Origin of the sequence: Enterobacter sp. JUb54 (assembly GCF_014298075.1) — a bacterium.
GTDB lineage: Bacteria > Pseudomonadota > Gammaproteobacteria > Enterobacterales > Enterobacteriaceae > Klebsiella > Klebsiella lignicola.
Genome location: NZ_CP060418.1, coordinates 966,673 through 979,816, shown reverse-complemented (window position 1 = coordinate 979,816; position 13,144 = coordinate 966,673). Strand labels below are relative to the sequence as shown.

The 13,144-nt window shown below is 56.4% G+C and carries 12 protein-coding genes; 7 read left to right on the top strand and 5 right to left on the bottom strand.

Translation table 11 applies throughout. The features are described from left to right. Positions 1 to 39 precede the first annotated feature (39 nt). From HF679_RS04390 to cspF, 4 genes are all read left to right on the top strand, one after another. Positions 40 to 1,434 (top strand): GntP family permease, encoded by a 1,395-nt coding sequence (locus HF679_RS04390; protein WP_217426891.1) that lies wholly within the window; start codon positions 40 to 42, stop codon positions 1,432 to 1,434. 36 nt (positions 1,435 to 1,470) lie between these two features. After that, on the top strand, positions 1,471 to 2,241 hold the full coding sequence (locus HF679_RS04385; RefSeq protein ID WP_187043026.1) for a 3-hydroxybutyrate dehydrogenase: 771 nt from the start codon (positions 1,471 to 1,473) through the stop codon (positions 2,239 to 2,241). Positions 2,242 to 2,366: 125 nt separating this feature from the next. Then, entirely contained in the window at positions 2,367 to 2,579 is a 213-nt protein-coding gene (locus HF679_RS24735) for a YnfU family zinc-binding protein (protein ID WP_315970246.1), read from the top strand. Between the two features lie 196 nt (positions 2,580 to 2,775). After that, positions 2,776 to 2,988, top strand: a complete 213-nt coding sequence (gene cspF, locus HF679_RS04380) for a cold shock-like protein CspF (protein WP_123754639.1) — start codon at positions 2,776 to 2,778, stop codon at positions 2,986 to 2,988. A gap of 74 nt (positions 2,989 to 3,062) precedes the next feature. Here the strand turns inward: cspF and HF679_RS04375 are convergent, their stop codons facing one another. The 5 genes from HF679_RS04375 to HF679_RS04355 all read right to left on the bottom strand — a co-directional run bounded on the left by HF679_RS04375 (position 3,063) and on the right by HF679_RS04355 (position 9,387). Next, complete coding sequence (locus HF679_RS04375; protein ID WP_187042645.1) at positions 3,063 to 4,133, bottom strand: ABC transporter ATP-binding protein; 1,071 nt, start codon at positions 4,131 to 4,133, stop codon at positions 3,063 to 3,065. Further along, positions 4,126 to 5,895, bottom strand: coding sequence for an ABC transporter permease (locus tag HF679_RS04370; RefSeq protein WP_187042644.1), 1,770 nt, complete (start codon positions 5,893 to 5,895; stop codon positions 4,126 to 4,128). Before HF679_RS04370 ends, HF679_RS04375 begins: the two co-directional genes overlap by 8 nt. Positions 5,896 to 5,990: 95 nt before the next feature. After that, complete coding sequence (locus tag HF679_RS04365) at positions 5,991 to 7,079, bottom strand: ABC transporter substrate-binding protein (protein ID WP_187042643.1); 1,089 nt, start codon at positions 7,077 to 7,079, stop codon at positions 5,991 to 5,993. Between the two features lie 367 nt (positions 7,080 to 7,446). Then, positions 7,447 to 8,271 carry a phytanoyl-CoA dioxygenase family protein gene (locus HF679_RS04360; protein WP_123754642.1) on the bottom strand — a complete coding sequence of 275 codons (825 nt, stop codon included), beginning with the start codon at positions 8,269 to 8,271 and terminating at the stop codon, positions 7,447 to 7,449. 201 nt (positions 8,272 to 8,472) lie between these two features. Beyond that, the gene (locus HF679_RS04355) at positions 8,473 to 9,387 is read right to left on the bottom strand and encodes a LysR substrate-binding domain-containing protein (protein ID WP_123754643.1); all 915 of its coding nucleotides are present in this window, start codon (positions 9,385 to 9,387) and stop codon (positions 8,473 to 8,475) included. Positions 9,388 to 9,886: 499 nt separating this feature from the next. Between HF679_RS04355 and HF679_RS04350 the strand changes: the two genes are divergently transcribed. The 3 genes from HF679_RS04350 to HF679_RS04340 are packed head-to-tail and all read left to right on the top strand — an operon-like array spanning position 9,887 to position 13,140. After that, positions 9,887 to 11,407 carry an amino acid ABC transporter permease/ATP-binding protein gene (locus HF679_RS04350; RefSeq protein WP_154145122.1) on the top strand — a complete coding sequence of 507 codons (1,521 nt, stop codon included), beginning with the start codon at positions 9,887 to 9,889 and terminating at the stop codon, positions 11,405 to 11,407. 24 nt (positions 11,408 to 11,431) lie between these two features. Then, complete coding sequence (locus HF679_RS04345) at positions 11,432 to 12,304, top strand: phytanoyl-CoA dioxygenase family protein (RefSeq protein ID WP_123754645.1); 873 nt, start codon at positions 11,432 to 11,434, stop codon at positions 12,302 to 12,304. A gap of 20 nt (positions 12,305 to 12,324) precedes the next feature. After that, on the top strand, positions 12,325 to 13,140 hold the full coding sequence (locus HF679_RS04340; RefSeq protein WP_123754646.1) for a transporter substrate-binding domain-containing protein: 816 nt from the start codon (positions 12,325 to 12,327) through the stop codon (positions 13,138 to 13,140). Positions 13,141 to 13,144: the final 4 nt, after the last annotated feature.

The following is a 13,144-nucleotide window of genomic DNA, read 5'->3' as shown; positions in this document are numbered from 1 at the left end:
GCGAACTGTACCCAACAATAACAATGAGAGTGAGGTGTCGTGATGAGTGTTTTGATTGCCCTGGCCGCGCTGGCATTACTGATGCTGGCAGCCTATCGCGGATACAGCGTTATCCTGTTTGCCCCTATCGCCGCCCTCGGCGCGGTGCTGCTCACCGACCCCGGCGCGGTTGGCCCGACCTTTACCGGCCTGTTTATGGAAAAGATGGTCGGCTTCGTCAAACTGTACTTCCCGGTGTTCCTGCTGGGGGCGGTGTTCGGCAAGCTGATTGAGCTGTCGGGTTTCTCGCGCTCCATCGTCGCCGCGGCGATTCGCATTCTCGGCCGCCGCCACGCCATTCCGGTGATCGTACTGGTCTGCGCCCTGCTGACCTACGGCGGCGTCTCGCTGTTTGTGGTGGCCTTTGCGGTGTACCCGTTTGCCGCCGAGCTGTTCCGCCAGAGCGGCATTCCCAAACGGCTGATCCCGGCCACCGTGGCGCTGGGGGCCTTCTCCTTCACCATGGATGCCCTGCCGGGTACCCCGCAGATCCAGAACATTATCCCCACCAGCTTCTTCGGCACCAACGCCTGGGCCGCCCCCTGGCTCGGGCTTATCGGTTCGCTGTTTATCATCACCTTTGGCCTGTTGTGGCTGGAGCGTCAGCGTCGCAAGGCGCAGGCTAAAGGCGAAGGTTACGGCACGGATCTGCAAAATGAGCCGGATACGCCGGATAACATCAACCTGCCCCATCCGCTGATTGCCATTGCCCCTCTGCTGTTGGTTGGGGTGCTGAACCTGCTGTTTACCCGCTGGATCCCGCAGTGGTACGGCACCAGCCACGAGCTGGTTCTGCCGGGGCTGGCGAAACCCATCGTGACGGAAGTGGGCAAAATCACGGCGATCTGGGCCGTGGAAGCGGCGCTGATTTCTGGCATCCTGATGGTGCTGGTGTTCGGTTTTCGCAACATTCGCGGCCGTCTGGCGGAAGGCAGCCGGACCGCCGTCAGCGGGGCGATCCTCGCGGCGATGAACACTGCATCGGAGTATGGTTTTGGTGCGGTAATCGCCGCCCTGCCGGGGTTTCTGGTGTTGTCCAAAGCGCTCACCGCCATTCCCAACCCGCTGCTCAATGAAGCGATCAGCGTAACGGTGCTGGCGGGGATCACCGGTTCCGCCTCCGGCGGGATGAGCATCGCGCTGGCGGCGATGTCGGAGACCTTTATCGCCGCAGCCCACGCCGCCGATATTCCGCTGGAGGTGCTGCACCGCGTGGCGTCGATGGCCAGCGGCGGAATGGACACGCTGCCGCATAACGGCGCGGTGATCACGCTGCTGGCGATCACCGGCCTCAGCCATCGTCAGGCCTACGGCGGTATTTTTGCCATCACCCTGATTAAAAGTCTGGCGGTGCTGTTTGTTATCGCCGTCTTCTATTTAACCGGTATTGTCTGACGGGCACGGTTTAACCGAATCACTAAGGAAAATATGATGAATCTGAACGGAAAAGTGGCGCTGGTCACCGGCTCAACGAGCGGCATCGGTTTAGGGATCGCCACCGTGCTGGCCAAAGCCGGCGCGCAGCTGGTCCTTAACGGCTTTGGCGACAGCGCCGCCGCGCGGGCGGCGGTGGCTCAGGTCGGAAAAACGCCGGGCTACCACGATGCCGACTTGCGCGATGTACAGCAGATTGAAGCCATGATGGCCTACGCTAACGCCGAGTTTGGCGGCGTCGATATCGTGGTCAATAACGCCGGGATCCAACATGTCTCGCCGGTGGAGAGTTTCGCCGTCGAGAAATGGAACGATATTATTGCGATCAATCTCTCCAGCGTCTTCCACACCAGCCGCCTGGCGCTGCCCGGCATGCGGGCGCGTAACTGGGGGCGCATTATCAATATTGCTTCGGTGCACGGGCTGGTGGCCTCGAAGGATAAGTCGGCCTACGTCGCCGCCAAGCACGGCGTCGTAGGACTGACCAAAACCCTGGCGCTGGAAACCGCCAGAACCGGCGTGACCTGTAACGCAATTTGCCCCGGCTGGGTATTAACGCCGCTGGTGCAGCAGCAGATAGACAAGCGCATCAGCGAAGGCGCGGAACCCGAGCAGGCCCGTGAACAGCTGCTGGCGGAAAAACAGCCGTCCGGTGAGTTTGTCACCCCGGAACAGTTAGGGGAGCTGGCGCTGTTTCTCTGCAGTGACGGTGCCGCACAGGTACGCGGCGCGGCGTGGAACATGGACGGCGGTTGGGTCGCGCAATAAACCATCGTGGTCGCTCAGGAGGGGGCATCTGGCACCTTCTGAGCGATAAACTGCGGCTACCCTCGCAGACCCGGCCATGGCTTATTTTTGCCGATACACAATCATTCCGAGCTATTCATTCGATAATGATGTATGGTTTCAGGCCATTAAATCAGGAAGGAAATCATATGTCAGATCGAAAAGATAACAAAACCCGCCGTAATTACCTTGTAAAATGCACTTGCCCACATTGCTCAAAAGATTCCGAACACAGCTTCAGCCGAGTACAAAAAGGCTCCCAGCTCATCTGCCCTTACTGCCACAAACTCTTCCAGAACACAGCGAAAACCGCTGCTTAATTGTCAGATACCAGACGCTGATTGTTCCACGAAATCCAATTTTGATTAGAGTTATCTGATCACCTTGAATGCCTGGTGCAATCGGTTGTTACTTTTGTGGACAAATAGAAACCTGCGTCGGTGAAAAATAAAACAGATAGCTTTATCGTTTATTTAATGTATAATATGCCGGTATTTATTTTCACAAGGATTTTATTTGTTCCAAAAAATGACAGGCATTGTCAAAGCGTTTGATAATAAAACCGGCAAAGGCCTTATAATTCCCTCCGATGGTCGTAAAGACGTTCAGGTCCATATTTCAGCATTATCCCCAGGCGAATCAGAAATAATAACTCCAGGTATTCGCGTTGAATTTCGTCGAGTGAACGGCTTGCGCGGCCCTACGGCAGCCAACGTCTATCTTTCATAATCTGCTCCCTGCCTTGACATCGCGCGCGGGTGACGGCATCAACGATTGCCGCCGCCCGGGAAACCGCACCGGCGCTATGATTTGGGGAAAATCCACAGGTCATGGGCCGGGAAAGACAGGTGGCAATGTTGCGCATCGCGAAGCGCGTTGCCGTAGGCGCGAATCGCAAAATCGTCCCCTTGAGTGCGGAACAGATATTCCCAGCGGTCCCCCAGGTACATGCTGGTTAATAGCGGTAGCTCCAGCATATTGTCCTGCGGCGTGGAGCCCAGCTGCAGACGCTCGACGCGGATCACCGCCGTCGCCTCCTGCCCGACGCTGACCCGGTCGCCCGCCATCCCCCACAGCGCCCAGCTCGCCCCCTCGATCCGCGCCCGCCCGTCAACCAGCGCGGTTATCTTCCCGTGCAGGCGGTTGTTGCTACCCATAAATTCGGCGGCGAACAGCGTGGCCGGCGTGCTGTACATCTCCTGCGGCGTCCCCTGTTGCTCAATCACGCCATTATTCAGCAGCAGGATGCGGTCAGAAATCGCCATCGCTTCGTTCTGATCGTGGGTGACCATCAGCGCCGATAGTCCCAGCGTGATAATCAGCTCGCGCAAAAACACCCTGGCCTCTTCGCGCAGTTTGGCATCAAGGTTTGACAGCGGTTCATCAAGCAAGATGACCGGCGGGTTGTAGACCAGCGCCCGGCCAATAGCGACGCGCTGCTGCTGCCCGCCCGACAGTTGATGCGGGTGTCGTGCGCCAAGGTGCCCCAGTCCTAACTGATCGAGCACCGCCTGCACCCGTTGCTTAATTTCACCAGCAGCCACCTTACGCAGCCGCAACGGGTAAGCGACATTTTCAAACACCGTTTTGTGTGGCCACAAGGCGTAGGACTGAAACACCAGCCCAAGGTTGCGCTCCTCCGCCGGGATCTCGCTGCGCGGATTGCCGCCATAAACCTGATATTTGCCGATGGTAATCCGCCCGCCGGAGGGTTTCTCCAGCCCGGCAACAGCGCGCAGCAAAGTGGTTTTCCCGCTGCCGGATGGCCCCAGCAACGACACCACTTCTCCGCGTTTCAGATCCATCGACACCCCTTTCAACACCGGGTTGTCGCCATAGGTCAGATGCAGGTTTTCTACCGATAATTCAATCATGTAATTTCACTCCAAACCGCAGGGCGATCCCCAGTCCAACCACCACCAGCAGAATATTGATAAACGAGAGCGCGGCGACAATATCGATAGCCCCGGCCGCCCAGAGCGAAACCAGCATCGAACCGATGGTCTCTGTGCCCGGCGATAGCAGATAGACGCCGGTGGAATACTCGCGCTCAAAAATCAGGAACATCAGCAGCCAGGAGCCAATCAATCCGTAGCGCGACAGCGGCACCGTGACGTGGCGGGTAACCTGGCCACGCGACGCGCCGGTGCTGCGGGCGGCCTCTTCAAGCTCCGGCGCGACCTGTAGCAGGGTGGAAGAGATCAGACGCAGGCCGTAGGCCATCCACACCACGGTGTAGGCCAGCCAGACGCTGAAGATGGTATTGCGCAGCGCACGGAGCTGGACAATCAGGTGTTCGCGCAGCCAGTCGGCCACCGGCAGCACCGACAGCCAGCCATTCTTAAGCGACTGATCCAGCCACATCGGCAGGAATAAGAACACCCACAAAAACGCCAGCCCCGCCAGCAGGCCCGGCACCGCCCGTGGAACCAGCACGCTGTAGTCGAGAAAACGTGTGACATTATCCGCTTTGCGGTGCATTGCAATACCGACAAACAGGTAGCACACCACCGCCAGCGCCCCGCCAAACACCCCGATCGCCATCGAGTTGACAATGGCCCGCAGCAGATTCGGCTGTTGCCAGATATTGTGGAAGGTGGTCAGCGAGAGCTGGTCCCAAATCGACACCCCGATGCCCCAGTTGGAGATAAACGCCCGCAGCGCCACCCCCAGCAGCGGCACGCCAATCGTCACCGTCAGCCACAAGACCACCACCGCACCGGCAACCCAGCGCCATTTCCCCAGCGGCAGCGCCCGCGCCTGCGAGGCTTTGCCTTTCATGGTGACGAAGCGATTGGCGGTGCGCATCAGGCGGCGCTGCAGCATCACCAGCGGAATGGTGATGCAGATAAGTACCACCGCCACCGCCGCCATCAAGTGATAGGACGGCGTGCCGAGTTTATTGGTCAGCTTATAGAGGTAGGTAGCCAGTACCATATTGCCTTCCGGGTCACCTAACACCAGCATCAGGCCGAACACTTCAAGACCGAGGAAAAACAACAGCACGCAGGCGTACAGAATTGACGGGCGCACCATGGGCAGGCTCACCGACGTCATAATCTGCAGCGGCGATGCCCCGACGGTGCGCGCCGCTTCCTCGACGTCCGAGCCGACGCTACGCAATGCCGAAGAGATATACAGATAGGCATGTGGGACGTGAGTCAGCCCGGCAATCACCACGATGCTGAACATCGAGTAGATGTTCCACGGCACAAATCCCAGCAGCTGCCCGGCCCATTGCGAGAGAAAGCCCACCGGCCCCACCGCCACCACATAGCCAAAGGCCAGCACCATCGGCGAGACAAACACCGGGACCAGGATCAGCGGCTCAATAAACCGCCGACCGGGTAAGTCGGTACGCACCATCAAAAATGCGAGGATCCCTCCGAGCGGGATAGCAATCGCCACCAGGCCAAACGCCAGAATAAAACCAGACTTCAGCGCGAGATAAAAATCGGGATCGCTAAAAATAAACGCGAAGGCTTCCAGACTGATTTCTTTCGAGCGGGCAAAAAAAGGTGCCGACAGAAAACTTTGCACCACGATAAATAACAGCGGGACATAAATCACTAATGCGGTAATGAGGACGACGATGCCGCGCGGCAGTCCCTGCAACTTTCTGCCTGATACATTCATATACCATCCCTTTAAGCCGGTGCACTGCATAACCAGACGGGCAAAGCGCAGGCACGAAAAAGGCTGCATGGCAAATCACACAGCCTGCCAGGACATTATTTTGCGGCGGCGCTACGCCATTGTTTGATAAATTCCAGACGGCTTTTCGGTTCCAGATATTCCAGCAATGATTCATCGACCGGAATCGGTTTCAGCGCATTACCCAGCATTTTGGTCATCCCGTCGATATCATTTTCCCCGTCAATATCGTTGCGAATCGAAGGAATATCGGCCTGATTAGCCAGAATGCTTTGCCCTTGTTTCGACAGCACATAATCGAACCACAATTTGGCGGCATTAGGATGTTTGGCCTCCTGAGAAATAAAAGAGACCCGCGATAACACCAGCACATAATCTTTCGGATACGAAATACCTAATGACGGGTCCGTTTTGGCCCGCGCTTCGGCATAGGAGCCGAGAATGTTATAGCCCAGCAGGTTTTCCCCCGAGGAGACCCTTTCCATCATCGTGCCGGTGGAAGACTGCACGGTCAGGCCGCCTTTCGCCATCCCGGCCAGATCGCCGAAATAATTAGCGTCCGCTTTGCTGTCCTGCACCGCCAGCATGAAGCCCAGCCCGGACTTTTCGATATCGTAAGTGGTGACTTTGCCTTTGAACTTATCGGCCTGAGCGGCGACCAGCTTCGCCAGCGCGGTATGTGAATCCGGGACCTCATTTTGCGGGATCAGGCGCTTGTTATAGATAAAGACCACCGGCTCGTAGGTGGTTCCGTAGGCTTTTTGTTGCCACACCGCCCACTTCGGCAGCTTGTCCAGCTCCTGCGAGGCGTAAGGCACGGCATACTCGGTCGCCAGCTTCAGCGCCGTGTCCATCGAGGAGCTCCAGACCACATCACCGCTGCCGCCACCGGCGGCCAGTTCGCTGATAAAGCGGTTATAAAGCTCGGTGCTGTTCATATCGTTATATTCCACTCTTACCCCGGGGTACTGGGTCTCAAACCCGTTTATTAACGGCCCCGAGGCTTTAATATCCGTCGTGGAATAGATAACCACTTTGCCCTCTTCCAGCGCGGCATTAATCACTTTTTGATAATCTGCCGGGTAACCATGAGGTAATGCTGCCAGAACAGAACAGGAGAAGACTGCTGTCAGTGAAACCACTAAGCCGCTCATTTTCCTATGCATAGATCCAACCCTTTATTATCATTTAATTAACGTAAAATTAACTTATAGCGCTCATGCTGAGGGTTGCAATGGCAGGGTTTGTTTTTTTCCGGCTTTTGTGACGCTGGCGGAATTAAATATCAGACAGCCGCATTGGCAGACGTTCGCGGCACTGCAGGAAGGGGACAAATATTAAGACAACATTAAGCAGGCAAACGCGCTATCTCATAAAATAAATGGAAATCAAATAACGCTAATCAATGAACATTATTAACTGCGTAATAGGTTAAGCACCATAAATACGGTTGAGAAAAAATCTATTGTGCAACTTAAATGGCATTATCGCTGTAAAACAGGGTTCGACGGTGTGTCGAACCCATCGCACTGGTTACGCGACAGCGCGCGGCCAGACCTGCGGAAACAGCGGTGAGACCAGCGCCTCGCCATCTTGCAGGGTCAGTTCCGGGAACGGCGGTGAAGTCACCCCGCCGCGATCGACAAAAGTAGCGTCATCGCCGACCCAACGGGCGGAGAACACCCGCCGCGCGCGCTGGGTATGATTGCCGCTGGCACCGTGCACCGTGCGGTAATGGAAGGCCACCGCATCTCCCGGTTCCAGCGCCCAGCTGACAATATCGTAGTCATCCTGATGCCCATCGATATCCGGCAGCTCTTTGAACCGGCCATGGCTATACAGCTTAGAGCCGTTAAAACGCGTCGGGCTAAACTCATCTCCCCAGAGGTGGGAGCCGCGAATGCAGCGCAGCGAAATCGCCTCTGCCACCGGGTCCAGCGGGATCCAGAAACTGACGTTCTGCTGCCCTTCCACGCAGTAATAAGGCTGATCGTGATGCCACGGCGTGACGGTGCTGCCGCCGGGCTGCTTCACCAGGGTGTGCTCATGGAAGAATTTAGCGGTTTTCGACTGCATCAGCGCGGCGGCAATTTCGGCCGCCGGCGACTGGCGGACAAAATCTTCAAAGTCGGGGATCCGCGACCAGTTACAATAATCCTGGAAAAACGGTGCCGAGCCATCTTTCGGCACCACCGTTCGCGCATGGCCATATTCGCTGGGATTGGCCATCAGTTCCGCCACGCCATTGGCCAGGCTCTCAATCCACGGCGTAAATACGCCTTTCAGCAACACCACCCCGTCGCGCTGATAGCTGTCGACGGTCTGCGGACTGATGTGCGGAGCACGCTGATTTTGCATAACTAACCACCCTCTGTTGATAAATGATGTGAATGCAAACAGGCCTGGCGCGCCGGGTATTCCGCCGCCAGGGTTCGTTTTCAGGTTATTTAATCAACAGCCGCGGGTAAATTATTATAAAACGAGTCGCTAAATAGAAATTTGTGAGCCTGAGTGACGCGACTATTAGCGACCGCCCGGTCGTGTCCGCAGGTGCTTTATTTACTGGTAAGCCGGCGTTAATTCGATGCTGCGGCAATAATCCATAAATAGCTGTGTGGGTCGGGTCGGTTCATTATTCGCGAGGTGCGCCATAATTAAGGTCGACGCCGGCATTTCATCTTCAATATCCAGCTGCACCAGCCGTTCTCCGTCGTAGGTCATATCGCACAACGGCCGGGTCACTAATACCGAAAATCCTAATCCCTGGCCCACCATGCAGCGCACCATTTCTATTGACGGCGAACTGTATGCCACTTCCGGGTGATAGCCCTTCTCTTTAAAGATGGTGATGAAATAGTTTTTGCTCGGCACCGCATCCAGCAGAATCATCGGCTCATGGCTGAGCTCTTGCAGGGTGACGCGACTTTTCTGCGCCAGCGGATGGCTGGCAGGCAGCAGCGCATACGGTTTATGCGGCGCGTTGAGCATCTCCTTATTAACCGAATGCCCCAGCTCCAGATCGTACACCAGCGCCAGGTCGAAACGTCCGCGATGCAGGCCATGCATTAACTCATGCTGCTCGCCGTCATACAGCTGTAGAGTGATATCGGGATACATTTTTTTAAACCCGGCCACCAGTTTCGGCATATACAGCGGCGCGACGGATTCAAAACAGCCCACGGAAATGGTCCCGGAAACCAGTTCCTTATCGGCGCGGGAATTTTGCTCGAACTCGTACGAAAGCCGCAGCAGCTCTTTCGCCTTCTCATAAAAGCGCCGTCCGCAAGAGGTTAAGGAAACCCCTTGCGCATGGTGGCGAATAAACAGCTGCTGCTCGAAGGTGCTTTCAAGGTTTTTAATCGCAATGGAGATCGACGGCTGGGCAATATGCAGCTGCCGTGACGCTTCCGCGATGCTTTCGGTCTCTACAACGGTAACAAAGTATTTAAGTTGTTTGAGCGTGAATCGCGTCATAGCCTCACCCTTTATGAAATATTGTCCCGCACGGGAATGGCATAGTTTCTTAATAAGCAAGTAGCAAGCATCATGCCACTTCACGGCTTTGCGCTTATTTCCCCGCCTGTGCGGCCGGCTATTTTCATCCGGGGCTGACAGAAACTCCGCCCGTTATTGAAAAATATATTCTATTGCACCAACATGAATCACCCTGCACCAAAATAATCATTATTGCGCCCTAAAATTGCGCAAATAACGCTGTTAAGGCCAGTTACGTTGACGACTATTTGTAATTGTTTTTTTAATGTTTAGTTCTTGTTTCACAGTCATTGCTTTAAATTTATTGATATTAATTTGCCTATATAGTTTTTTTAAACTTAAAGACCAAAAATTTACTAATTGCCTCGCAGCGAAGAGTGCCAGCATAGTGTTATTGCACGATAACACCTGGCGATGCCCCATTTTTGATCAGCGGTATCCCATTTATCTCCGTTAATTATGGCGAGTGAAATAGCCCATGACGTTTAACTGGAACTACATGTTCAGTCTGCTTAATGATGCAGATTTTTGGCAGGCCACCTGGACCGTCATTAAATTAAGTCTGCTGACCTGGGGTTGCAGTATTGTGCTGGGCTTTGTACTCGCCCTGGCCAAGCAGTCGCCGCGCAAACTGTTTAATGTCCCCGCCCGGCTGTACATCTGGCTGTTTCGCAGCCTGCCGCTGCTGGTCCTGCTGATCTTCGTCTACAACCTGCCCCAGGCGGCGCCGTCAACGGCGATAGTGCTCAACGACCCGTTCTGGGCCGGCCTGCTGGCGATGGTGCTGAGTGAAGCCGCCTACGTCGCCGAGATCCATCGCGGCGGGCTGCTGTCGATTCCCAAAGGTCAGGGCGAAGCCGCCAGGGCGCTGGGGTTACGCTATGCCGGCACCCAGTGGCGGGTGATTATTCCCCAGGCGCTGCGCGTCGCCCTGCCGGCGCTGGCAAACGAATACATTGCCGTCGTCAAGCTCAGCTCGCTGGTTTCGGTTATCTCCCTGACCGAGATTTTGATGGTCGGTCAGCGACTTTATTCGCAGAACTTCCTGGTCATGGAAACCATGGCGGCCGTGGCGTTCTACTACGTGCTGATTGTCACCGTCTTTGACTTCTTACTCAAACGCCTGGAAAGCTACCTCGACGTCACCCGCCGCAAGGTCACGCGCCCGGTCGACAGCGAAATGCAGCAACTGGCCACCCAGGCCCGGCCGGTGATGACCCGCAGCACCGTCGATAACGCCCATCCGGCGCTGCAGGCTTCAAAACTGCACAAAGCCTATAACAATGTCGAAGTCCTCGGCGCCGTCAGCCTGCAGGTCCAGCCTGGCGAAGTGGTCTCGGTGATCGGTCCTTCCGGATCCGGGAAAACCACCCTGATCCGCCTGCTCAACGGCCTCGAGCAGATCGACAACGGCGAGATTCAGATTAACGGCCAGCCGTTTATTCACCTCGAACGTCAGGGGGTGCAGAAGCCACGCTTTATGGAAAATGCCCAGTATCGTCTCAACATCGGCATGGTGTTCCAGAGTTTTAATCTGTTCCCGCACCTGACGGTGCTCGGCAACCTGCTGCTGGCGCCGCGCTACCACCGGCTGGCCTCCGAGGCCGAGCTCAAGCAGCACGCCTGCGAGTTGCTGCATAAGGTCGGCATGCTGGAGCACGCGTGGAAGTATCCGCACCAGCTCTCCGGCGGCCAGCAGCAGCGTGTGGCCATTGCCCGCGCCCTGATGATGCGCCCGCAAATCATGCTGTTCGATGAGCCCACCTCGGCGCTGGACCCGGAAAAGGTCAATGAGGTGCTCCAGGTCATCGAATCGCTGGCCCATGAAGGCATCACCATGGTGATCGTGACCCATGAGATGAACTTCGCCTTCAAAGTCTCTGACCGGATTGTGTTTATGGAAAAAGGACGCGTGGTTTGCGATGACACGCCGCAGGCGATGCGCGACGGCAACCACCCGCGCGTGGATGCGTTCCTCAAAGATGTCTCCCTGGCTTAACTCTCCGTTTGTGAAGGAAAAATTATGATCGCGCAGTGGCAAATCGAACAGTTTCATCAGCAAGGCTTTCTGGTCGTCGAGGGGGTGCTCTCACCCGACGAAGTCAGCGCATTACAGCAGGATTTTGACGGCTGGGTCGCAGAAAGCCGCCAGCACACCGAGGTCTGGGGCGCGACTCTGGATGGCCGCCCGCGCTTTGACCTCGAAGGGGATCATCGCGCCGACCACCCGTCGCTGCGGCGGGTGAGTTCGCCGACCGAGATTTCTGCCGCCTTTGAACATGCGGCGCTACAGTCGCGAATGGCGACGATTGCCGCCCAGCTGATCGGCGGCAGCGGCACCCGGTTTCATCACAGTAAAATCAACTCGAAGCTGCCGTTTACCGCCACCCAGGTGAAATGGCACCAGGATTTTCTGTTCACGCCGCACAGCAACGACGACATCATCACCGCCCTGCTGATGGTCAGCGAGGTCACGCCAGAAAACGGCCCGCTCAACGTGGTGCCGGGCAGTCATAAAGGGCCGCTGTGGTCCCACTGGCAGGCGGGACGTTTCACCGGTTCGGTGGACGATGACGTGGTGGCCGAACACTGCCAGCAACCGCAGGCCTGCTTTGGCCCGTCAGGCTCAGTCTGCTTTATGCATACCCGCCTGCTTCACGCTTCAAGCCCCAATGAAACCGACCTGCCGCGCACTCTGTTTATCAGCGTGTATGCCGCCGAAGACGCTCTGCCGTTCGGTGAAAACCCGCTGCCAAGCACCCACGCCGGGCAGCTGGTCGCCGGTGAGGAGAGCGGCATGGTGCGCAGCGCCGCTAACCAGCTTCGTCTGCCGCAGAAACCGCGCGGCGCCTCATTCTTTGTGCAGCAGGCCGGCCACGATCTTGCCAGCATGTAATGTCATCCCTGGAGGTTTTTATGAAAAAATTGAATGCTCTGCTCCTGTGTACCGCTGGCGCCCTGACCTCGTTCAGCACCTTCGCCTTTCAGCAGCCGGGGAAGATTACCGCCGGTTCGGATATGACCTTTTATCCGTATGAATATATGGAAAACAACAAGCCAGCCGGGTTTGATATTGAGTTCCTCGCCGGCCTCGCCAAAACCATCGGCCGCGAGGCGGTCAATACCGATACCCGTTTTCCGAACCTGATCCCCGGTCTGCAGGGCGGGCGCTTTGATATCACCAATTCGTCGATGTACATCACCGCCGAACGCCTGAAGGTCATCGACATGGTGCCGTACCTGAAAAGCGGAGAATCGATTCTGGCGCTCAAAGGGGCCAGCTATCAGCCGAAAACCCCGGAAGAGTTCTGCGGCCATAAAATCGGCTCAATGGGCGCCACCTCCTGGCTGGCGCAGCTGCAAAAGCTGTCGGCGGACTATTGCGTGAAGAAAGGCCTCAAGCCGATCGTCTTAAGTGAGTACAGCACCGACCCGCAAACCACCCAGGCGCTGCTGTCGCGGGCGGTGGAGGCGCAGATCACCGATGCGGCGGTTGCCCGCGGGGTTGTCGAAAAACTGGGGGACCGGATTGTTATCTCATCCGACACCTTAATTTACCCGGTGCTCAACGGCTTTGGCGTCAAAAAAGGCAACAGCGAGGTCAAAACTGCGCTTGAGGAAGGGCTGAAAAAATTCAGCGCCACGCCGGAGTACGCGGCGCTGTTGAAAAAATATAACTTCCAGCCGCCAACCGAAGAAGACCTGAAAACCCTGATGCCGAAAGCGGAGTAACCCG